We start from the raw sequence: 20,625 nt of genomic DNA on the forward strand, positions 1-20,625 counted from the left end.
CGAAGCGGAGGCGGCCCGCGGCGCTTCCGGCGGCTGGCTCAGCGGTCGAAGCGGAGCCCGGCCATGAGCTGGTACCGGGGCAGCGGCAGGAGCTGGTCGCGCCCCGGGCCCACCGCGTAGGCCGACGATTCGAGGACCGAGTAATCGGCCGAGAGCCGGTAGGCGATCCCCGCGCCCAGCGGACCGCTCACCGCGGCGTGCAGGTCGCACTGCGCCTTGGCGTCCGGCGCCGGGTCGAGGCTGGAGCCCGACACCGGGCGCGGCCCCGCGGCGCGCACCGCCAGGGCCAGCACCGGCCCGCCGAGGTCGTAGGAGACGCGGGCGTTGCCGAACACCTGGGCGGCCGCCGCGAGCGGCGCGTCGCCGCTGGCGCGGGAGTGGGCCACGGTGAGCGCCACGCCGTAGCGGAGCCGCTGGCGGAGGCCGCTGCCCTCCCAGTCGGCGTTGAGCCCGTAGCTGTCGACCCGCGACGCGTTGGCGTAGGTGGTCACGTTGGCCGCGCCGGCGGCGAGCGCCCCGCTGGCGATGGCGGCGGCGACGGCCGCGTCGGAGGCCGGCACGAGGACCACCATGTCGTTCCACCACGAGCGGAAGAGGCCGAACCGGAAGCGCTGCGCGCCGAGCCGCTGCTCGAGGAGCCCCTCGACGGACCGCACCGTCTCGGGCCTGAGCGACGGGGCGGCGAGCTCGGTCGTGGCGTCGGCGTAGTAGCGCTCGTAGAAGGACGGCGCGCGGAACGCCTCCGAGTAGATGGCCTTCACGGTGCCGCCGCTCCAGGCGGGCACCACCGCCGCCAGGCGGGGCGACAGGTGCGCCCCGAAGTTCTCGTAGTCGTCGAGCCGCAGGCCGGCGTTGAGGCTGAGCCAGGAGGCGGGGCGCAGGGTCTGCTGCAGGTACGCGCCGATCACGGTGTCGCTCACGTCGTACGCGGAGGTCCGGGTGGAGCTCCCGGTCCCGCGGTCCTGGTAGGCGAGCCAGGAGGTGACGTGGCGCAGCCGCCCGTCGGCGCCCACGAGCGTGACGTAGCGCCCGTCCTGCAGCCAGTCCCAGGTGCCGCTCACCTCCAGGCCGCCCCAGCGCGAGACGCCCGAGTTCTGGTAGACGCAGCTCGCCTGGCCCTCGAGGCAGTCGAGCGCCGAGCCGGAGGGAATGTTGGCGAAGTAGTCGTACAGGTCCCCGTAGAGCCGTCCGGAGAGCTGCAGGTTCGGGGAGACCGCGCGCGCCCAGCGGGCGTCGAGCGAGAGCCAGCGATCGCGCTCCCAGCTGTCCGAGTCGTCGAAGCTGCCCGAGAAGAGCTGGGTGGCGGTGCGCCGGGAGACCGCGCCCCGGAGCGTCACGTCGAGATCGCCCAGGACGAGCCGCGCCTGGCCCGCCGGCACGTCGATGGCGCGGTGGCTCGCGTCGCCGCCCCAGGGCGTGCCGTCGGCGTAGGCCTGGGGCGCGTACGACAGCGTCGGGCCCTGGTCCCGCTGGTAGTCGAGGCCGATCGTGAGCTCGCCCTCCCGGCCCCCCACCTCGAAGGTCTGGCCGTAGCCGCCGGCGACGTGGGCGGTGAGCGGCGCTCCTCCCTCGGCCACCAGGTGCATCCCCTGGTAGTCCTTGGCGCGCCTGGTGATGACGTTGATGACGCCGAGCATGGCGGAGGAGCCGTAGAGCACCGAGCCCGGGCCGAGGATGATCTCCACGTGGTCCACGAGGTCGATGGGGATGGCGGCGCTCCGGTCGAAGTAGGCGGTGCCGTCCCAGGGCTCGTTCACGGCGTGCCCGTCCACGAGGAGGAGCACGTGGTTGCCGTAGTCTCCGGAGAGGAGCACGCCGCGGGCCCCGATCTCGGGGGTGCCGTAGCTCGGCTCGGTGACCATCCCGACGGCGAGGAAGTTGATGGCCTGGTCGAGGGAGGTGAAGCCGTAGCGGCGGAGGTCCTCGGCGGTGATGACCGAGGTGGTCGCCGGCGCGAGGTCGGCGGTCTCCGCCGACTTGGAGGCGGTCGAGACCACCGACTGGTTGAGCAGCCCCTCGAGGTCGGAGACGTCCTGGGCCGGAGCGGGGGAGGGGAGGAGGAGGGCGGCCGAGAGGGCCGCCGCGATCGTCTTCATCATTGGGACACCGCCATGAGGCCGAGGACGTCGGCGCCGAAGGAGACCCGCTGCTTCGCGGCCTGCTTGAGATCGACGAGGAGCTTGGCGCGGCCGGAGACGAGGTCGAAGCCGAGCACCACCCCCCGCTTCACCATCGCCGGCGCCGCCGCGACGGTGAGCACGTTGCCGCCCTCGAGCGCCTGCCCGATGGCGCCGGCCTCGGCGGCGGTGAAGCCGGGGGTGAGGTAGACGATGGACAGCCTCCGGGCGCGGCAGGTCTCGGCGAGCTCCGCCGCGCCGGCGTACGGCGCCACCTCCACCGCGTGCGGCAGGCCGGCCACCTTGGCCTTCCCGGCCGCCGCCACCTTGAACTGGGCCGCGGCGTGGGCCGACTCGTTTCCGGCCTTGGTGAGGACGAGGGTGCGGACCTCGCCGCCGGCGCGCGCGGCCAGGTTGTGGTCGTGCCCCGCGATCATGAAGAGCAGGTCCGCTTGCAGGTTGAGCGGCACCGGCACGTCCTCGGCGCGCGCGGCGCCCGGTCCGGCCAGCGCCAGGGCGACGCAGAGCGCCCCCGCCGGCCATACGGTCGTTCGTCTCGATCGCATCGAGCCATCCCCTCCCACGGGTTCACTGCGGGCCGCGCGGGGCGGCCGGGTGGGACCGATTCAACGGTCGGGCCACCGGGGGCGGCGGGGCGGAGACCCCTGCGCGGCGGGCCAAAGAGACGACGGACGTTTACCCTGCGTGACGGGTGGCGCGAGCCCCTGGGTCGATGCGCCGACCCGGGCCCGGCGCCGGATTGGTCCCGAGCAGGATCGGAGCGCCGCGGCCGTCCCGCGACCGCGGGGCAGGGCGCGCTTGCGGCCGTCCCGCGACCGCGGGGCAGGGCGCGCTCGCGCCGCGCGTTCGTGACGCTGCGTGACGGCACGGGCGCTGCACCCGCCCGGCGGCGGGGGAAGTTTCCGCCACGGCCGGAGGGGCACCACGTGATCGCACGCACGCGCAGCTTGAAGGTCCAGATCCTGTCCGCCGCCGCGCTCACCGTGGCGGTGGCGGCGGCGGTCGGCGTCACCTCGGTGCTCACCGCCCGCTCCGGCGATCAGCTGGCCCGGGCGCTGCCGGTCGTGCGGACCACGACCGAGCTCATGGGCACGCTCGTCGCCCTCGACGACGCCGCGGCGAAGCTCACCGACTCGCGCATCTCCGACCCGGCGCAGCGGCGCGAGCTCCTGGAGCGGGCGCGGCGCGACCTCGCGCGGCTCGACGAGGCCTCCCAGCGGATGGAGCGGCTCCCGGCCGGCCCCGAGCACCGCGCCCTCTGGGAGAAGTTCAAGCCCCTGCGCGACGCCTGGCGGCAGAACGCCGAGACCCTCCTCTCGCTCCAGGAGAAGAAGGACCAGGCGGGCCCGAACGCCGACCAGGCCGCGGCGCTCCTCGCCGACGCCCAGTCGATGGAGGTCTTCGTCGCCATGGCCGAGGGCTACCGGGGCGCCCAGCGGATCCTGGCGCAGGTGGTGGACGGCGACGCCGAGGCGGCCGGCCGCGTCGGCGAGGCGGCGACCGCCGCCCTGGCGCGGGGCGCCTGGGTGACCCTGCTCGCCTGCCTCGGCGGGCTCCTCGGGCTCGTGGTGGTCTCGCTCGCCGTGCGCCGCTCGATCCAGCGCACCACCACGACCCTCGTCTCCGAGGCCGAGGCGCTCTGCGCCGCGGTGGCCGCGGGCAACCTCGACCGCCGCGCCTCGGAGGAGGGCGTCTCGGCCGAGTTCCGCGGCGTGGCCGCCGGCATGAACCGGATCGTGGACGCCCTGGTCGAGCCGCTCCGCGTGGCGGCCGGGCAGGTGGACCGGATCGCGAGGGGCGAGATCCCGGCGCCGGTCGAGGCGCCCTGGCAGGGCGAGCTGGGCCGGCTCCGCGACAACCTCAACCAGTGCGCCGCGGCCGTGGACGCGCTCCTCTCCGACGTCTCGGCGCTGGGGCGGGCCGCCATGGCGGGCGAGATCCGGCAGCGCGCCGACGTCTCGCGCCACCGGGGCGACTTCGGCCGGGTGGTGCAGGAGGTGAACGGGACCCTCGACGCCCTCGTGAACCCGCTCACCGTCGCCGCCGACTACGTGGCCCGCATCTCGCGCGGCGAGCTCCCCGAGAAGATCGACGCCGCGTACCAGGGCGAGTTCAACGCCATCAAGGACAACCTCAACCGCTGCATCGAGGCGGTGGGCGCGCTGGTGACCGACGCCCGGACGCTCTCCGCCGGCGCCGTCGAGGGGCGGCTCTCCGTCCGGGCCGACGCCTCGCGCCACCAGGGCGAGTTCCGGGCGGTGGTGCAGGGGGTGAACGACACCCTCGACGCCCTGACCGGCCCGCTCGCCGCCGCGGCCCGCTGCGTGGAGCAGATCTCGAAGGGCGCCATCCCGCCCCGGATCACCGAGCGCTACGCCGGCGACTTCAACGCCATCAAGGACAACCTCAACCAGTGCATCGACGCCGTGAACGCGCTCGTGGCCGACGCCAAGGGGCTCGCGGCCGCGGCGGTCGAGGGACGGCTCGCGACCCGCGCCGACGCCTCGCGCCACCACGGCGACTTCCGGCTCATCGTCCAGGGGGTGAACGACGCGCTCGACGCGGTGGTCGGGCCGCTCCGGACGGCCGCGGGGTACGTCGAGCGGATCTCCCGCGGCGACATCCCGCCGCGCATCGCCGAGCGCTGGGCCGGCGACTTCGACCTGCTCAAGGCCAGCCTCGACCGGAGCGCCGCCGCCATCCAGCAGCTCGTCTCCGACGCCCGCGGGCTCGCCGAGGAGGCGGTGGCGGGCCACCTCGGCCGCCGCGCCGACGCGAGCCGGCACCAGGGCGACTTCCGCCGCATCGTGGAGGGCGTGAACGCGACCCTCGACGCCGTGCTCGCCCCCATCGGCGAGGCGAACGAGGTCCTCGAGCGGCTGGCCGAGCGCGACCTGACGGCCCGCATGACCGGCCGGTACCAGGGCGACCACGCCCGGCTGCAGACGGCGGTGAACGGCACGGCGGAGGCGCTGGAGCAGGCGCTCGAGCGCGTGGCCGGATCCGTCGAGCAGCTCTCGTCCGCGGCGTCGCAGATCGCCGCCTCGAGCCAGGCGGTGGCCGGCGGCGCCTCGCAGCAGGCGGCCTCGCTGGAGCAGACCTCGGCGAGCCTCGAGTCGGTCGCCGGCATGGCCAAGGGGAGCGCCGAGAGCGCGGCCCAGGCGAGCCGGATGGTCCACGGCGCCAAGGAGGCGGCCGTGGAGGGCGCCGGCGCCATGGCGCAGATGCAGACCGCCATGTCCCGGATCCGGGTGGCGGCCGAGAGCACCTCGGCCATCATCCGCGACATCAACGAGATCGCCTTCCAGACCAACCTCCTCGCGCTCAACGCCGCGGTCGAGGCGGCCCGGGCCGGCGAGGCCGGGCGCGGGTTCGCCGTGGTCGCCGAGGAGGTGCGCTCGCTCGCCATGCGGTCGAAGGAGGCGGCGACCAAGACCGAGGCCCTCATCGGCGAGTCGGTGTCGCAGGCGGCCGAGGGGGCGGACACCTCGAAGCGGGTCTCCGGGAAGCTGGAGGAGATCGTCGCGGCCATCGGCAAGGTGACCGACATCGCCGCCGAGATCGCCGCCGCGGCCCGGGAGCAGTCGGCCGGCGTGGGGCAGCTCAACCGGGCGGTGGACGAGATGGACCGGGTGACCCAGCAGAACGCCGCCTCCGCCGAGGAGTCCTCCTCGACCGCCGCCGAGCTGGCGCGCCAGGCGGAGGACCTCAGCGCCCTCGTCTCCGGCTTCAAGCTCGCGGGGCAGCGCCAGCTGGCTGGCCGCAGCGCCGCCTGATGTGCGACACTCACCCTCCCCCCGAGGAGGTGTCACCGATGGAAGGGAAGATCGTCGCCGGCTCCGACCACGCCGGCCTGTCGCTGCGCGCCGAGGCCGTGAAGGTGGCCCAGGCGGCCGGGTTCGAGGTGGAGGACCTGGGCCCGTTCTCGGGCGACAGCGTGGACTACCCCGAGTACGCCCGGCAGGTGGCGGAGCGGGTGGCGAGCGGCGCCGCCCGGTTCGGGATCCTGGTCTGCGGGACCGGCATCGGCATGTCGATCTCCGCCAACAAGATCCACGGGGTGCGGGCCGCCCTCTGCACCAACGAGTTCGAGGCGCGCATGGCCCGCGCCCACAACGACGCCAACGTCCTCTGCCTGGGCCAGCGCGTCCTCGGCCCGGGGCTGGGCGCCGCCATCGTCGCGGCATTCCTCGCGGAACCCTTCGAGGGCGGGCGGCACGCGCGGAGGGTCGAGCTGATCAAGGCGCTGGAGAAGTAGCGGTCGGCGCGGTAAATAGCCCCCCTTCACCAGCCAGGAGCACGATCCCGATGATGCCGCAGAAGCCGCTCGCCGAAGCCGATCCCGACATCGCCCGCCTCATCCAGGAGGAGACGCGGCGGCAGGAGGAGGGGCTCGAGCTCATCGCCAGCGAGAACTTCGTCTCCCCGGCGGTGATGCAGGCCATGGGCTCGCCGCTCACCAACAAGTACGCCGAGGGCTACCCCGGGAAGCGGTACTACGGCGGCTGCGAGGTGGTGGACCAGGTCGAGCAGATCGCCATCGACCGGGCCAAGGCCATCTTCAAGGCCGACCACGCCAACGTGCAGCCGCACTCGGGCTCGCAGGCCAACATGGCGGCGTACTTCGCCCTCATGCAGCCGGGCGACACGCTGCTCGCCATGAGCCTCAACTTCGGCGGGCACCTCACCCACGGCTCCCCGGTCAACTTCTCCGGCAAGCTCTACAAGGTGGTCCCCTACGGCCTGAAGCAGGGCGACGAGACCATCGACTACGACGAGGTGGCGAGGCTCGCGAAGGAGCACGGCCCGCGCGTCATCATGGCCGGCGCCAGCGCCTACCCGCGCGTCATCGACTTCGTGCGGCTCAAGGAGATCGCCGACTCGGTCAACGCCAGCCTGGTGGTGGACATGGCGCACATCGCCGGCCTCGTCGCCGCCGGCGTGCACCCGTCGCCGGTGCCGCACGCCGAGATCGTGACCAGCACCACCCACAAGACCCTGCGCGGCCCGCGCGGCGGCCTCATCCTGGCGAAGGAGCAGCACGCCAAGGTGCTGAACTCCCAGATCTTCCCCGGCATCCAGGGCGGCCCGCTCGAGCACGTCATCGCCGCCAAGGCGGTCGCGTTCGGCGAGGCGCAGAAGCCCGAGTTCAAGGCCTACCAGCAGCAGATCGTGAAGAACGCCCAGGCGCTCGCCGAGGGGCTCAAGAGCGCGGGCCTCCGGCTCGTCTCGGGCGGCACCGACAACCACCTCATGCTGGTGGACCTCCGCCCGCGCAAGCTCACCGGCCGCACCGCCGAGGAGGCGCTCGGGAAGGCCGGGATCACGGTCAACAAGAACATGATCCCCTGGGATCCCGAGAAGCCGATGACCACCTCGGGCATCCGGGTCGGCACGCCCGCCATCACCACCCGCGGCATGGGGGTGGCCGAGATGGCGACCGTGGCGAAGCTCATCTCCGCGGCCCTCGACGCCCCGGGCGACGACGCCGCCCTCGCCAAGGTGAAGGGCGAGGTGAAGGAGCTCTGCAAGCAGTTCCCGCTCTACCCCGGCCTCGGCTGAGGGGACGGCGAAGGCCCCGGCCCTCGCCCTCTTCTTGGGCGAGCGCCCGGGAGAGGGTAGGTTGTCGGCATGCGCTGCCCCTTCTGCGGCCACATGGAAGACCGCGTCGTCGACTCGCGCGAGGCCCAGGAAGGCCAGGCCACGCGGCGCCGGCGCGAGTGCCTCGGCTGCGTCCGGCGCTTCACCACCTACGAGCGCATCGAGGAGGTGCAGCCGTCGGTGGTGAAGAAGGACGGCCGCCGCGAGCCCTTCGACCGGCAGAAGATCGTCGAGGGGCTCCGCCGCGCCTGCCAGAAGCGCCCGGTCTCGGCGGAGCAGATCGAGGAGCTCGTCGCCGCGGTGGAGCGGCAGCTCCAGGAGTCGGGCGAGCGCGAGGTGAGGAGCACCGCCATCGGCGAGGCGGTGATGCAGCGGCTCAAGGCGCTCGACCAGGTGGCCTACGTCCGCTTCGCCTCCGTGTACCGGGCCTTCCGCGACGTCGGCGAGTTCATGAGCGAGCTCGCCGGGCTCGCCCAAGACAAGCCGCGATGACCCGCTCCGAACGCGCCGCCGCCGAGGGCTTCATGCGGCTGGCCCTCGCCGAGGCGGCCAAGGGGCTCGGCCGCACCAGCCCGAACCCCGCCGTGGGCGCGGTCCTCGTGAAGGACGGCCGCGTGGTGGCGCGCGGGCACCACGCGCGCGCCGGCGGCCCCCACGCCGAGGTGGTGGCGCTGCGCCGCGCCGGGGAAGAGGCGCGCGGCGCCGACCTCTACACCACGCTCGAGCCCTGCAGCCACTTCGGCAAGACGCCGCCGTGCAGCCTGGCCCTGCTCGAGGCCGGGGTGAGGCGGGTCTTCGTCGGCTCGCGCGACCCCAACCTGCTCGTGAACGGCCGCGGCATCGCCCGGCTCCGGCGCGGCGGGGTGGAGGTGACCGCCGGCGTGCTCCGGGAGGAGTGCGACGCCCTCAACGCCCACTGGTTCCGCTACATCACGAGCGGCCGGCCCTACGTCACCCTCAAGGCGGCCATCACCCTCGACGGCAAGCTGGCCACCCGGGACGGCGACGCCCGCTGGGTGTCGGGAGAGGCCTCGCGCGCCGAGGCGCACCGCCTGCGCGACCGGGTGGACGCCGTCCTGGTCGGCGCCGGCACCGCCCGCGCCGACGACCCTCGGCTCACCACCCGGCTCCCCCGCGGGCGGGGCCGCGACCCGGTCCGGGTGGTCCTCGATCCCCGGCTCTCGCTCCCGCCCTCGCTGAAGCTCTTCCACCACCGCTCCAAGGCGCCCACGCTGGTCGCCCACCTCGCGGGCGTGCGCATCCCGGCGCGCCGGCTCGCCGAAGGGGTGCAGTTCCTCGCCTGCCGCGAGCGGCGGGGGCGCATCGACCTCCACGACCTGCTCGACCGGCTGGCGGCGCGGGGCATCGCCCACCTGCTCGTCGAGGGCGGGGCCGAGGTGCACCGGAGCTTCCTCGACGAGGGGCTCGCCGATCGGGTGCTCCTCTTCGTGGCCCCCAAGATCGCCGGCGGCGAGGCCCGCAGCTGGGTGGCCGGGCCGAGCGTCGCCCGCATGGCCGACGCCCTCGCGCTCGAGGGGCTGTCGGTCCGGCCGCTGGGCGAGGACCTGCTCGTGACGGCGGTGCCGGTGCGGCGCCGCTAGCGCCTCCGGAGCCCGCGGCCCGGGCGCGCGCCGCGGCGCGGGCTTGCCGTTGGCAGATTCCCCGGCTTTCCGCTATCTTCCGCCTCGCTCATGTTCACGGGACTGGTGGCCGACACGGGGACGGTCGAGCGGATCGCGCCGCGGCAGGGAGGCGTGCGCCTGGCCCTCCGCCCTCACACCCTCGAGGTGGACGCGCTGCAGCCCGGCGAGAGCGTCGCCTGCTCGGGCTGCTGCCTCACGGTGGTGGAGCGCGGCGCCGGGCTCGTCTCCTTCGACGCCGTCCCGGAGACCCTCTCGCGCACGACCATCGGGACGTGGCGCCCCGGCACCGTGGTGAACCTGGAGCGGGCCCTCGCCCTGGGCGACCGGCTCGGCGGGCACCTCGTGCAGGGGCACGTGGACGGCATCGGCGAGGTCCTGGCGCGCCGGCCCGAGGGGCAGGGGGCGCGGCTCACGGTGTCGCTGCCGGCCCCCATCGCCCCGCTCGTCGCCGAGAAGGGCTCGATCGCCATCGACGGCGTGTCGCTCACGGTCGCCGCCGCGGGCCGGGAGAGCTTCGAGGTGGCGCTCATCCCGGAGACGCTCGCCCGCACCACCCTCGGCGCCGCGCAGCCGGGGACCAAGGTCAACCTGGAGGCCGACGTGCTGGCGCGCCACGTGGCGCGGCTGCGCGAGCTCGCGACGCCCGGCCTCGACGCGGAAAGGCTCGCCGGTTGGGGTTACGGCGAGGGAGGAGCTCGATGACGGCCCAGCAGGCGGAGAAGGTGATCGATCGCATCGAGGACGCGATAGACGCCATTCGCCGCGGCAAGATGGTGATCCTCACCGACGACGAGGATCGCGAGAACGAGGGCGACCTCTGCATCGCCGCCGACAAGGTGACGCCGGAGGCCATCAACTTCATGGCCAAGCACGGCCGCGGTCTCATCTGCCTGGCGCTCTCCGAGGAGAAGGTCCGCGAGCTGAAGCTCCCGCTGATGGTCGAGGAGCAGGCCAACAGCTCGAACTTCGGGACCGCCTTCACCGTCTCCATCGAGGCGGCCGAGGGCGTCACCACCGGCATCAGCGCCAAGGACCGCGCCCACACCATCCTCACGGCGGTGAAGCCGGAGGCCCGGCCCGAGGACCTGTCGCGGCCCGGCCACGTCTTCCCGCTGCGCGCCCGCCCGGGCGGCGTGCTGGTGCGCGCCGGCCAGACCGAGGGCTCGGTGGACCTGGCCCGGCTCGCCGGGCTCTCGCCGGCCGGCGTGATCTGCGAGGTGATGAACGACGACGGGACCATGGCCCGCCGCCCGGACCTCGAGAAGCTGGCGCGCGAGTTCGATCTCCCGCTCATCTCGGTGGCCGATCTCATCGCCTACCGGATGCGCAAGGACTCGCTGGTGCGCCGCGCCGCGGAGGCCTCGGTGCCCACCGTGTACGGCGAGTTCACCGCGGTCGCCTACGAGAACGACGTGGACAAGAGCCAGCACGTGGCCTTCGTGAAGGGCGGCTGGAAGCCCGGCGAGCCGGTGCTGGTCCGGGTGCACTCCAAGTGCCTCACCGGCGACGTCTTCGGCTCCGAGCGCTGCGACTGCGGCCCGCAGCTCCACGCCGCCATGCGGCAGATCGAGCGGGCGGGGAAGGGCGTGCTCCTCTACCTCGATCAGGAGGGGCGCGGGATCGGGCTCGCGAACAAGCTCAAGGCGTACAACCTGCAGGACCAGGGGTTCGACACCTTCGAGGCGAACGTGAAGCTCGGCTTCAAGCCCGACCTGCGCGACTACGGCATCGGCGCCCAGATCCTGCGCGACCTCGGCGTGCGCAAGATGCAGCTCCTCACCAACAACCCGAAGAAGATCGTCGGGCTCGAGGGCTACGGCCTCGAGGTGACCGAGCGGGTGCCCATCGAGATGCCCGCCACCGAGCGCAACCGGGCCTACCTCGAGACCAAGCGGGAGAAGTTCGGGCACCTCCTCACGCTGCTCCCCGACACCAGCCCCCGCCGCATGACCCGCCCCGCGCGCACCAAGAAGGCGCAGCAGCGGAAAGGAAAGAAGCGATGAACGTCATCGAAGGCTCGCTCGTCGCCACCGGGCTCCGGTTCGCCCTGGTGGTCTCGCGCTTCAACTCCCTCGTCACCGAGCAGCTGCTCGCCGGTGCCGTCGACACCCTGAAGCGCCACGGCGTGGACGAGGGCGCGATCGACGTCTACCGCTGCCCCGGCACCTTCGAGCTGCCGGCGCTGCTCCGGCGCGTCGCCCGCACCGGCCGCTACGACGCCGCGGTGGCGCTCGGCGCCGTGATCCGCGGCGGCACGCCGCACTTCGAGTACGTGTCCGCCGAGGCCACCAAGGGGGTGGCCCAGGTGGCGTTCGAGGCCTCCTGCGCGGTCTCGCTCGGCGTCCTCACCTGCGACGACATGGCCCAGGCGCTCGAGCGCGCCGGCGTGAAGGCCGGCAACAAGGGCGCCGAGGCGGCGCTCGCGGCCATCGAGCAGGCCAACGTGTTCCGGTCGGAGAAGCTGGGCCAGGGCAAGGGAGGCCGGGAGTAGATGGCCGCCCAGAAGCGCACCAAGGCCCGCGAGCGCGCCGTCCAGGCGCTCTACCAGATCGACGTCTCCGCGACGGATCTCGACGAGGCGCTGGCGCGCTTCTGGAAGAGCTTCGAGCCGGTGGAGCGCGAGGTCATGGACCTCGCGGAGGAGCTGGTGCGCGGCGTGGCCCGCCACCGGCAGGAGGTCGACGACGCCATCGAGGCGGTCTCGACGCACTGGCGGCTCGACCGCATGGCCAAGGTGGACCGGAACGTCCTCCGCCTCGCCGTCTTCGAGCTCCGCCACGGCGACACGCCGGTGAAGGTGGCCATCAACGAGGCCATCGAGCTCGGCAAGAAGTTCGGCAGCGAGAGCTCGGGCGCGTTCATCAACGGGGTGCTCGACCGGATCGCCGGGGAGCTCCCCGCCTCCCGCCGCGGCCCCGGCGCCGGAGGGCGATGACGCTGCGCCTGGAGCTGGCCGAGCTCGGGCTGCCCGCGCTCGACGCCCTCGACGTGGACGCGCTGGCCGTCTTCGTCGGCCCGGAGCGGCCGCTCCAGGGGCTCGCCGGCTTCGCCGACTGGCGGCTCTGCGGCGCCCTGTCGCGCGCCATCCGCGAGCACCACTTCGACGGCGGCTACGGCGAGGCGCTGCTCATCCCGTCGGCCGGGCGGCTCCCGGTGGACCGGATCTTCTGCTTCGGGACCGGCGAGGCGCCGCTCGACGCGGCCGCCTACGGCGCGCTGCTCGGCAAGGCCTGCGAGGCGATGCAGCGGGCCCGCAGCGAGGCCTTCGCGACCTCCCTCCCGCCGGCGCGCGCCGAGGGGGAGGGGGCCGTGCCCGCGGCGCGGCTCTGGGTCGAGGCCTGCGCAAGGTTCCAGGGGCGGCGCCAGGTGCTCCTCGGCGACTCCCGCGCGCTCGCCCGCGACCTCGGTGTGGCGAAGCAGGCGCTCGGGGCCGACATCGACGTGCTCCTGCCCACCGCGCGGGTCGAGATGCCGCCGCGGCCAATGAGTTTGCCCCCCCCCGGGCACGTGGTACGTTAGCCGCAGGCCCGCGCCCGAAGGCTGCCGGTGCGGCCCGAGCGCATGGCGGAACGCCCTTCGGAGAAGGCGCTCTCGGAGTTCATCTCCGAGGCGCAGGAGAACATCGAGGCCCTCGACCGCGACTTCCTGCGGCTCGAGGACGCCTGCAAGAGCAGTGGCTCGGGCGAAGCCGATCCCGACATCCTGAACGCCGTCTTCCGGGCCGCCCACACGCTCAAGGGCGTCTCGGCCATGTTCGGCGTGGAGCGCATGGCCAGGCTGGCGCACGCGCTCGAGGACCTGCTCGACGCGGTGCGCATGGGGCGGCGCCCGCTCGACCTGGCCACCTTCAAGCTCCTCAACCAGGCCACCGAGCTGCTCGGGAGGTGCATCGCCGAGGAGGCGGCCGGGAGGCCCCCGGTCACCGGCGACGCCGCGGAGCAGCTCGCCCAGGCGCTGCGCGCCAAGCCGGCGCCGGCGTCCGAGGCGGGCGGCGACCCGCTCCAGGCGTACGCGCTCGACCCGGCGCTCCTCTCGGTGCTGACCGAGTACGAGGAGCACCGGCTCCGCCACAACCTCGGGAAGGGCGCGCGCCTCTTCCGCGTGAAGGTCGGGTTCGACCTCGCCAGCTTCGACACCGCGCTCGACGCGCTCAAGGCGGGGCTGAAGGAGCTCGGCGAGGTGGTCTCCACCCTCCCGTCCTCCGACGCGAGCGACCCCAACGCCATCGCCTTCGACCTCCTCTTCTGCTCGGGGTCCACCCGCGACGCCGTGAAGGCCGTCGCCGGCCCGGCGGCGGTGGTCGACGAGGTGCCGCGCGGCCAGCGCGCCCCCTCGGCCCCGCGCGCCGCCCCGCCCCCGGGGCTCTCGCCGCTCGGCGGGTCCGCGCCGGACGCGCCCGCCTCCGCGATCCCGCTCGCGCCCCCGCCGGCCAACCTCCCCATCTCGCCCGCGCCCGCCGAGGCGCCGCTCCCGCCCGACCTCCCGCTCGCGGGCCCCGGGCCGGCGGAGCCCGAGACCGGCTCGCTCCGCTCGGTGTCGCAGGCGGTCCGCGTCGACATCCACAAGCTCGACCGGCTCATGAACGTGGTCGGCGAGCTCGTGCTGGTGAAGACCAGCCTGCTGCAGCTCGCGGAGCGGATGCGCGGCGGGGAGGACCAGGCCGCGCTCGCCGCCGAGCTGCACCGCGAGAGCCGGAGCCTGGAGCGCAAGCTCAACGACCTGCAGACCGGGATCCTCGAGGTCCGCATGGTCCCGCTGGGCCAGGTCTTCGACAAGCTCTCGCGCATGGTGCGCAAGCTCACGCGCGACCTCGGCAAGGAGATCGAGTTCACCACCCAGGGCGGCGACACCGAGCTCGACAAGCTCATCGTCGAGGACCTCTCCGACCCGCTCATGCACCTCATCCGGAACTCGCTCGACCACGCCATCGAGCCGCCGGAGGTGCGCCGCCAGCGCGGCAAGCCGCGCGCCGGGCTGATCTCGCTGGGCGCCTCGCAGAAGGGCAGCCACGTGCAGATCGTGGTGGAGGACGACGGCAACGGCATCGACGACGCCCGCATCCGCGAGGTGGCGGTGAAGCGCGGGCTCGTGACCCAGGAGCAGGTGGCGCAGATGAGCCGGCGGGAGGTGATGAACCTCATCTTCGTGCCCGGCTTCTCGACCGCGAAGCAGGTGACGTCCCTCTCCGGCCGCGGCGTCGGCATGGACGTGGTGAAGAACAACATCGCCAACCTGTCGGGCATCATCGACCTGCACACGGAGCTCGGGAAGGGCACCCGGTTCGAGATCACGCTCCCGGTGACCCTCGCCATCATCCGGGCCCTGGTGGTGAGCGCCGCGCAGCGCACCTACGCCGTGCCGCTCTCGTCGGTGCTCGAGATCCTCACGGTGGACCCGGCCGAGCTCCGCACCATCGAGACCCGCGAGGTGATCACGCTGCGGGGCGCGACCCTGCCGCTGGTCCGGCTGGCGCGCTTCTTCGGCACGCGCGGCGAGGAGCCGCGCCAGAAGAGCATGCAGGTGGTGGTGGTGGGGCTCGCGCAGGAGCGGCTCGGCATCGCCGTGGACGAGCTCACCGGGCAGCAGGACGTCGTGGTGAAGCCGCTCGGGCGCGCGCTCGGGACCATCCGCGGCATCGCCGGGGCCACCGACCTCGGCAACCGCCGCACCGTGCTGGTGCTCGACGTGGGCGCCATCATCGAGGAGGTCGTGCGCGGCGAGGGCGTCCTGGAGGCGGTCGGCCAGGCCGGGTGACATGTACCTCGAGCACTACGGGCTCCACGCCAAGCCCTTCTCCAAGACCCCCGACCCCGCGTTCCTCTACCACTCGCCCCAGCACGCCGAGGCGCTGGCCCGCCTCTCGCACGCCCTCGAGGAGCGGGAGCCGGCGGTGCTCACCGGCGAGGTGGGCGCGGGCAAGACCACGCTGTCGCGCGCGCTGGTGGACGCCTTCGCGGACCGCTGCCGCTTCGCGCTGGTCGTGAACCCGGCGCTGCCGGCGGCCCAGCTCCTCTCCGCCGTCTCCGACGCCTTCGGCCTGCCGCGCCAGAAGCGCAAGGGCGACGTCTACGCCGCCCTGGCCGAGCTCGCCGCCGCCCTCGACGAGGAGGACCAGTTTCCCGTGGTGCTGGTGGACGAGGCCCAGATGCTCCCCGGCCGCGGCGCCTACGACGAGCTGCGCCTGCTCACCAACCTCACCGCCGACGACCGGGCGCTCATCGGGCTCGTGCTCATCGGCCAGCCGGAGCTGCGCGACCGGATCCGCGGCAAGGGCGGCGAGGCGTTCGCGCAGCGGATCGGCGTCGCCTACCACCTCGGCGCGCTCGAGGCGCCCGAGGTGGGGGCCTACCTCGCCCACCGGCTGCGCGTCGCCGGGCGCGAGGAGCCGCTCTTCACCGAGGACGCGGTGCTCGAGATCCACGCCCGCTCCGGGGGCGTGCCGCGGCGCATCAACCAGCTCGCCGCGAGCTCCCTCCTCGAGGGGTTCGCCCGCGAGCTGCAGCGGCTCGACGCCGGGGTCGTCCAGGCCGCGGCCGCCGATCTCGACGCCTATCTGGGCGGGAAGCCCGTCCGGGGGTAGACTGCGGGAACACCATGGACTTCCTCAAGATCCGGAAGAAGGCCCAGGAGCGGTCGGAGGCGCGCGCCAGCGCCACCCGTCCCCCGCCCGCGCCCGCGATCTCGGAGGAGCGCCCCCCCTCGGCCGCGCCGTCCATGATGCCGCTCGAGGATCCCCCGGCGCCCGCGCCGCGCGAGGTCCCCTCCCGGATGCCGGAGGACCGGGCCCCGCCCGCGCCCGCCGAGCTCCTCTCGGCGGCGCTGACCTCCGCCCTCGCGCCGGTCTTCCCGCCGGTCTCGATGATGCCGCTCGAGGAGCCCTCGCCCGCGCCGAAGGGCGCGCCCGCGCCGCTCTGGTCCCCCGCGCTCATCCCCGCCGACGCGCCCCCCGAGCGGGCCGATCGCGCCGCGCCGCCGCCCGCGGCCCCCCGCGCCGCGCCCGAGCCGCCGCCCGAGCCGACGCCCGAGCTCCCGCCGCGCCAGCCGGCCGACGCGCTCTCCGAGTTCTTCTTCGCCCAGGACGAGGTCGGCCCGGCCGTGCCGGACCTGGGGCTGTGCGATCCCGGCGCGCAGTCCGCCGGGGAGGCGCCGGAGGCGCGGCGCGAGTACCTCGCCTTCCGGCTCGGCGGCGAGGAGTACGCCTTCGCCATCGACTTCATCCGCGAGATCCTGAAGGCGCCGCCGATCACCGAGGTGCCGCGCGCGCCGGCGCACGTCCTCGGGGTGATCACCGTGCGCGGCGACGTCATCCCGGTCTTCGATCCCCGGCGGCGGCTCGGGCTCGCGCCGGCCCCCGCGGAGGGGAGGGGACAGGGCCGGGTCATCATCTGCGACGCCGGCGAGGGGCCGTGCGGGCTCCTCGTGGACGCGGTCGCGCAGGTGGTGCGCCTGCCGCCGTCCGCCATCGAGCAGAAGCCGCAAGGCATCGTCGGCAGCTCGGCCGAGTACATCGCCGGCATCGGGCGCGAGCGGGACCGGCTCTACATCCTGCTCGACCTCGCCGCCGTGCTGCGCTTCTCCAAGCCCAAGGAGGCGCTCGCCCCATGACCCCTCGCGACGCGACCGGTCCGCAGCGCCACCTCACCGAGCGGCGCGAGCCGGCCGCACCGGCCGATCCGGTCGTCCAGCTCTGCGCCTTCCGGGTGGGCGACGAGGAGTACGTCCTCGATCTGATGCGCATCCGGGAGATCGTCCAGCCGCTGCCCATCACCCCGGTGCCGCACGCGCCCGAGTACGTCGAGGGGGTGCTCAACCTCCGGGGCGAGGTGATCCCGGTGGTGGACGTGCGCAGGCGCTTCGGCCTCCCGGCGCAGCCGCCCACCCGCAAGACCAAGTACCTCATCGTCCACGTGGGCGGCCGGGTGCTGGCGCTGGTGGTGGACGGCGTGAGCGACGTGCTGCGCATCCCCCGCTCGGCCATCCGCGCCGCGCCCGAGCTCGTCGGCTCCGGCGCCCGGCGCTTCTTCCTGGGCGTCTGCGGCGCGGAGGCCGGCGCCGCCCGCCCGGTCCCCGGCGCCGCCCCGGCGCCCGCCGCCCCCGGCCGCGCGCCCACCCGGACCCTCCAGCGGTCGGCCGGGCCCACGCGCATGCGGCTCCTGCTCAACGTGAAGGCGCTCCTCGAGCCCTCGGCGCCGGCGGCCCTCGCCGCGGCGCGCGCGCTCGCCGGGGCCATGAGGAACGGATGACCACACCCCGCGATCCCCCCGACTCCGTGGGAGGAGACGCCGAGGAGGAGGCGCGCTACCGCGCCGTCTGCCGGCTCGACCCTTCGGCCCAACTCGCCGCGCTGCTCGGCTGGCTCGCCGACCCGAGCTGGCGGGTGCGGAACGCGGCGGTCGAGCGGATCACGCTCCTCGAGGACCCGGCCCCGGCGCTCCCCGCCCTGGTGGCGGCGCTCGGCGCCGACAGCTTCCCCGGCCGGCGGAACGCCTCCGCGGCCGCGCTGGTCCGGTTCGGCGCGCGCGCGGTCGGGCCGCTGCTGGGCCGCCTCGCCGCCCCGACGCCGGAGGAGCGGACCGGCACCCTCGAGATCCTGGGCGAGATCCGGGAGCGCCAGTCGGCCCCGGCGGTGGCGCGGGCGCTCGGCGACCCCGACCCGAACGTCCGCGTCGCGGCGGCCGAGGCGCTCGGCAAGATCGGCGGCCCGGAGTGCGAGGCGGCGCTGCGCGGCGCGCTCGAGCTCCAGGATCGGCCGGTGCGCCAGGCCGCGCTGGAGGGGCTGGCGCAGCTCCGCGCCGCGCCGCCGGTGGCGATCCTGTCCGCGCTCTGGGGCGAGCGGCTCCTGCGGCGCCCGGCCTGCCGGCTCCTCGGGTTCTCCGACGACCCGGCCGCGCTGGCGCTGCTCGCCGAGGCGCTCTCCGAGCCGGCCCGCACGGTGCGCGAGATCGCGCTCGGCGCGGTGGGCCAGCAGCGGCTCCGCCGCTCCCCCGAGGCGCTCGGGCCGCTGGCGCGCGCGGTGCGCGAGCTGCCGGGCCGCGCCTCGCTGGCCGACCAGTGCCTGGGCGCGCTCGGGAGCGAGGACCCGGCGGTCGCCGCCGGCGGCATCGCGGTCCTGCAGTGGATGGGCGATCCCGCCCACGCCCCGGCGCTGGCGCGCGCGGCCGAGGACGAGCGGCTGCGGCCCCTCGCCGCCGCGGCGCTCGAGCTCCTCGGCCACGACCTCGCGCCGGTGCTGCGCCCGGTGCTCCACGAGCTCTCGCCCGCCGCCCGCGCCGTGGTGCTCGGCGCGCTGGCGCGCCAGGGCGACGCCTCGGTGCTGCCGGACCTCCTCGCCGAGGTCGCGGGGGACGACGAGCTGGCGCGGGCCGCGGCGGTCGAGGGGCTGGGCCGCCTCGGCGACCTGCGCGCCGTGCCGGCGCTGGCGGAGCTGCTGCGGCAGCCCGACGCCAGCCTGTCGGGCGCGGCGGTGGCGGCGCTGGCGCTCCTCGCGACCCGGGGCCCCGAGCACGCGGCGCGCGTCCGCGCCGTCTACCGCGACTGCGCCGAGCCCCCCGCGCCGGCGCTCCTGCGCCTCGTGGCCCGGGTGGGCGAGCCGGAGGACCTGCCGGCCTTGCGCGCCGGCCTGCGGGCGCCCCACCGCGGCACGCGCGTGGCCGCCGCCGCGGCGCTCTCCTCCCTCGCCAGCCAGGGCATGATGGGCATGGAGCCGCCGCACGAGCTCCTCGACGCGCTCGACGACCGCGACCCGTCGGTGCGCGCCGCCGCCGCCCAGGCGGTGGGCGCGTCGGCCCGGTCGCTCCGCGAGCGCGCCCAGGCCGCGGGCCAGCCGCTGCCGACCTGCGGCGAGGCGGCCCGGGCCCTCGCCATGGCGCTGCGGGACGAGGACGCCCTGGTCCGCGCCGCCGCGAGCCGCGCGCTCGGGCGCTGCGGGGCGGTGGAGTACGCCGACGGCCTGGCCCGCCTCGCCTGCGATCCGGCGGCGCCCGCCGAGGCCGCCGCCGCCGCGGTGCACGCGCTCGCGGAGCTGGGCCGGGCCGAGCTCCCGGTGCTCGAGTCGGCCGCGCGCCACCCCGACCCCGAGGTGGTGAAGGAGGCGGTCGCCGCCGCCGCCGCCGCGCCGGGCGGGGCCCCGCTGCTCCTCGCCGCCGCCGCGCACCCGCGCTGGGACGTCCGCCGGGCCGCCGCGCGCGCCATCTCGCAGCGCGGCGACGAGGCGCTGCTCGAGCCGCTGCGCCGGCTCGCCCGGGCCGAGGAGGACGGGCTCGTCGCCGAGGCGTTCGCCGAGGCGGTGCAGGCGCTCGAGTCGAGGCCCCGGGGCGCCCCATGACCCCGCCGCTCGACCAGTGCCCGGTCATGACGGTCGAGGAGTTCCGCCTCCTGCGGGATCTCATCTACGACTACTGCGGGCTCTACTTCAGGGACGAGATGCGCTACCTGCTCGAGCGCCGCCTCGCGCCCCGGCTGCAGGTGCACGCGCTGCAGAGCTTCAAGGAGTACCACCACTTCCTGCGCTACGACGTGGGGCGCCGGGCCGAGCTCGACAGCGCGGTCGAGATCCTCACCACCAACGAGACCTACTTCTACCGGGAGCCGCACCAGCTCCGCGCCTTCTCCGAGGAGATCCTGCCGGTGCTGGCGCAGGAGCGCGCCCGCGAGCGGAAGCTGCGCATCTGGAGCGCGGGCTGCAGCACCGGCGAGGAGGTCTACACCATCGCCATCCTGCTGCGGACCTCCGGGCTCTTCGACGGCTGGGACGTGGACATCTTCGGCTCCGACATCGCGCGCCGGGTGCTCGCGGTGGCGCGGGCGGGCGTCTACGGCGCCAACGCCTTCCGCAACGAGGAGGCCGAGGGGATCCGCCGCTGGTTCCGCCCGGCCGACGGCGGGAAGCTGGCGGTGCTCGACGCCGTCCGCAAGGACGTCTCCTTCAGCCACCTCAACCTGCTCGACGAGGGGATGATGAGCCTCGTGGGGCGGGTGGACGCCATCTTCTGCCGCAACGTGATGATCTACTTCGACCTGCCGGCGCGGAAGCGCGTGGTGAGGAGCTTCCACGACAAGCTGCAGCCGGGCGGATTCCTGATGCTCGGCCACTCGGAGTCGCTGCTCAACGTCACCGCCGACTTCGAGCTGGTCCACCTGAAGAACGACCTCGTGTACCGCAAGCCCTACGCCGCCTCCTCCTGCCGAGCCACCCCGTGACCCCCCCCGAGCGAGCTCCCCGCGGTCCCCGCACGTTGCGCGTC

General features: G+C 74.9%; 18 protein-coding genes. 16 read left to right on the plus strand and 2 right to left on the minus strand.

The window, feature by feature from the left end; genetic code table 11:
* Positions 1 to 38: 38 nt before the first annotated feature.
* Positions 39 to 2,099, minus strand: a complete 2,061-nt coding sequence (locus AMPC_RS00170) for a TonB-dependent receptor plug domain-containing protein (RefSeq protein WP_248343502.1) — start codon at positions 2,097 to 2,099, stop codon at positions 39 to 41.
* The gene (locus AMPC_RS00175) at positions 2,096 to 2,683 is read right to left on the minus strand and encodes a YfiR/HmsC family protein (RefSeq protein WP_248343503.1); all 588 of its coding nucleotides are present in this window, start codon (positions 2,681 to 2,683) and stop codon (positions 2,096 to 2,098) included. The genes AMPC_RS00170 and AMPC_RS00175 overlap by 4 nt, the downstream gene beginning before the upstream one ends.
* A gap of 381 nt (positions 2,684 to 3,064) precedes the next feature.
* On the opposite strand from AMPC_RS00175, the gene AMPC_RS00180 reads away from it, so the two are divergent.
* The 16 genes from AMPC_RS00180 to AMPC_RS00255 all read left to right on the plus strand — a co-directional run bounded on the left by AMPC_RS00180 (position 3,065) and on the right by AMPC_RS00255 (position 20,581).
* Positions 3,065 to 5,914: a methyl-accepting chemotaxis protein gene (locus AMPC_RS00180; protein WP_248343504.1), complete on the plus strand. Its 2,850-nt coding sequence runs from the start codon at positions 3,065 to 3,067 to the stop codon at positions 5,912 to 5,914.
* A 38-nt stretch (positions 5,915 to 5,952) separates the two neighbouring features.
* Positions 5,953 to 6,396 carry a ribose 5-phosphate isomerase B gene (rpiB, locus tag AMPC_RS00185; RefSeq protein ID WP_248343505.1) on the plus strand — a complete coding sequence of 148 codons (444 nt, stop codon included), beginning with the start codon at positions 5,953 to 5,955 and terminating at the stop codon, positions 6,394 to 6,396.
* A gap of 50 nt (positions 6,397 to 6,446) precedes the next feature.
* Entirely contained in the window at positions 6,447 to 7,700 is a 1,254-nt protein-coding gene (glyA, locus tag AMPC_RS00190; protein ID WP_248343506.1) for a serine hydroxymethyltransferase, read from the plus strand.
* A gap of 69 nt (positions 7,701 to 7,769) precedes the next feature.
* The gene (gene nrdR / locus AMPC_RS00195) at positions 7,770 to 8,231 is read left to right on the plus strand and encodes a transcriptional regulator NrdR (RefSeq protein WP_248343507.1); all 462 of its coding nucleotides are present in this window, start codon (positions 7,770 to 7,772) and stop codon (positions 8,229 to 8,231) included.
* The gene (gene ribD / locus AMPC_RS00200) at positions 8,228 to 9,340 is read left to right on the plus strand and encodes a bifunctional diaminohydroxyphosphoribosylaminopyrimidine deaminase/5-amino-6-(5-phosphoribosylamino)uracil reductase RibD (RefSeq protein ID WP_248343508.1); all 1,113 of its coding nucleotides are present in this window, start codon (positions 8,228 to 8,230) and stop codon (positions 9,338 to 9,340) included. The genes nrdR and ribD overlap by 4 nt, the downstream gene beginning before the upstream one ends.
* Positions 9,341 to 9,430: 90 nt before the next feature.
* Positions 9,431 to 10,084: a riboflavin synthase gene (locus AMPC_RS00205; RefSeq protein WP_248343509.1), complete on the plus strand. Its 654-nt coding sequence runs from the start codon at positions 9,431 to 9,433 to the stop codon at positions 10,082 to 10,084.
* Positions 10,081 to 11,385 (plus strand): bifunctional 3,4-dihydroxy-2-butanone-4-phosphate synthase/GTP cyclohydrolase II, encoded by a 1,305-nt coding sequence (locus tag AMPC_RS00210; RefSeq protein ID WP_318654306.1) that lies wholly within the window; start codon positions 10,081 to 10,083, stop codon positions 11,383 to 11,385. Before AMPC_RS00205 ends, AMPC_RS00210 begins: the two co-directional genes overlap by 4 nt.
* Positions 11,382 to 11,873 carry a 6,7-dimethyl-8-ribityllumazine synthase gene (gene ribH / locus AMPC_RS00215; RefSeq protein ID WP_248343510.1) on the plus strand — a complete coding sequence of 164 codons (492 nt, stop codon included), beginning with the start codon at positions 11,382 to 11,384 and terminating at the stop codon, positions 11,871 to 11,873. Before AMPC_RS00210 ends, ribH begins: the two co-directional genes overlap by 4 nt.
* Entirely contained in the window at positions 11,874 to 12,317 is a 444-nt protein-coding gene (nusB, locus tag AMPC_RS00220) for a transcription antitermination factor NusB (RefSeq protein ID WP_248343511.1), read from the plus strand. It abuts the gene before it with no gap.
* On the plus strand, positions 12,314 to 12,901 hold the full coding sequence (locus AMPC_RS00225; protein ID WP_248343512.1) for a M17 family peptidase N-terminal domain-containing protein: 588 nt from the start codon (positions 12,314 to 12,316) through the stop codon (positions 12,899 to 12,901). The genes nusB and AMPC_RS00225 overlap by 4 nt, the downstream gene beginning before the upstream one ends.
* 42 nt (positions 12,902 to 12,943) lie before the next feature.
* On the plus strand, positions 12,944 to 15,136 hold the full coding sequence (locus AMPC_RS00230) for a chemotaxis protein CheA (protein ID WP_248343513.1): 2,193 nt from the start codon (positions 12,944 to 12,946) through the stop codon (positions 15,134 to 15,136).
* A gap of 1 nt (position 15,137) precedes the next feature.
* Positions 15,138 to 15,962: an ExeA family protein gene (locus AMPC_RS00235; RefSeq protein WP_248343514.1), complete on the plus strand. Its 825-nt coding sequence runs from the start codon at positions 15,138 to 15,140 to the stop codon at positions 15,960 to 15,962.
* 14 nt (positions 15,963 to 15,976) lie between these two features.
* Entirely contained in the window at positions 15,977 to 16,987 is a 1,011-nt protein-coding gene (locus AMPC_RS00240) for a chemotaxis protein CheW (protein WP_248343515.1), read from the plus strand.
* Positions 16,984 to 17,625 (plus strand): chemotaxis protein CheW, encoded by a 642-nt coding sequence (locus tag AMPC_RS00245; RefSeq protein ID WP_248343516.1) that lies wholly within the window; start codon positions 16,984 to 16,986, stop codon positions 17,623 to 17,625. The genes AMPC_RS00240 and AMPC_RS00245 overlap by 4 nt, the downstream gene beginning before the upstream one ends.
* Positions 17,622 to 19,706 carry a HEAT repeat domain-containing protein gene (locus AMPC_RS00250; protein ID WP_248343517.1) on the plus strand — a complete coding sequence of 695 codons (2,085 nt, stop codon included), beginning with the start codon at positions 17,622 to 17,624 and terminating at the stop codon, positions 19,704 to 19,706. The genes AMPC_RS00245 and AMPC_RS00250 overlap by 4 nt, the downstream gene beginning before the upstream one ends.
* Positions 19,703 to 20,581, plus strand: coding sequence for a CheR family methyltransferase (locus AMPC_RS00255; protein WP_248343518.1), 879 nt, complete (start codon positions 19,703 to 19,705; stop codon positions 20,579 to 20,581). Before AMPC_RS00250 ends, AMPC_RS00255 begins: the two co-directional genes overlap by 4 nt.
* Positions 20,582 to 20,625: the final 44 nt, after the last annotated feature.

Source organism: Anaeromyxobacter paludicola (genome assembly GCF_023169965.1).
GTDB classification, from domain to species: Bacteria; Myxococcota; Myxococcia; order Myxococcales; family Anaeromyxobacteraceae; genus Anaeromyxobacter_B; species Anaeromyxobacter_B paludicola.

Bases quoted from the DNA above. Each gene is read 5' to 3' on its own strand.
- AMPC_RS00170 (WP_248343502.1), bottom strand. From the start codon at position 2,099: ATGATGAAGACGATCGCGGCGGCCCTCTCGGCCGCCCTCCTCCTCCCC.
- AMPC_RS00175 (WP_248343503.1), bottom strand. From the start codon at position 2,683: ATGCGATCGAGACGAACGACCGTATGGCCGGCGGGGGCGCTCTGCGTC.
- rpiB (WP_248343505.1), top strand. From the start codon at position 5,953: ATGGAAGGGAAGATCGTCGCCGGCTCCGACCACGCCGGCCTGTCGCTG.
- glyA (WP_248343506.1), top strand. From the start codon at position 6,447: ATGATGCCGCAGAAGCCGCTCGCCGAAGCCGATCCCGACATCGCCCGC.
- nrdR (WP_248343507.1), top strand. From the start codon at position 7,770: ATGCGCTGCCCCTTCTGCGGCCACATGGAAGACCGCGTCGTCGACTCG.
- ribD (WP_248343508.1), top strand. From the start codon at position 8,228: ATGACCCGCTCCGAACGCGCCGCCGCCGAGGGCTTCATGCGGCTGGCC.
- AMPC_RS00205 (WP_248343509.1), top strand. From the start codon at position 9,431: ATGTTCACGGGACTGGTGGCCGACACGGGGACGGTCGAGCGGATCGCG.
- AMPC_RS00210 (WP_318654306.1), top strand. From the start codon at position 10,081: ATGACGGCCCAGCAGGCGGAGAAGGTGATCGATCGCATCGAGGACGCG.
- ribH (WP_248343510.1), top strand. From the start codon at position 11,382: ATGAACGTCATCGAAGGCTCGCTCGTCGCCACCGGGCTCCGGTTCGCC.
- nusB (WP_248343511.1), top strand. From the start codon at position 11,874: ATGGCCGCCCAGAAGCGCACCAAGGCCCGCGAGCGCGCCGTCCAGGCG.
- AMPC_RS00225 (WP_248343512.1), top strand. From the start codon at position 12,314: ATGACGCTGCGCCTGGAGCTGGCCGAGCTCGGGCTGCCCGCGCTCGAC.
- AMPC_RS00230 (WP_248343513.1), top strand. From the start codon at position 12,944: ATGGCGGAACGCCCTTCGGAGAAGGCGCTCTCGGAGTTCATCTCCGAG.
- AMPC_RS00235 (WP_248343514.1), top strand. From the start codon at position 15,138: ATGTACCTCGAGCACTACGGGCTCCACGCCAAGCCCTTCTCCAAGACC.
- AMPC_RS00240 (WP_248343515.1), top strand. From the start codon at position 15,977: ATGGACTTCCTCAAGATCCGGAAGAAGGCCCAGGAGCGGTCGGAGGCG.
- AMPC_RS00245 (WP_248343516.1), top strand. From the start codon at position 16,984: ATGACCCCTCGCGACGCGACCGGTCCGCAGCGCCACCTCACCGAGCGG.
- AMPC_RS00250 (WP_248343517.1), top strand. From the start codon at position 17,622: ATGACCACACCCCGCGATCCCCCCGACTCCGTGGGAGGAGACGCCGAG.
- AMPC_RS00255 (WP_248343518.1), top strand. From the start codon at position 19,703: ATGACCCCGCCGCTCGACCAGTGCCCGGTCATGACGGTCGAGGAGTTC.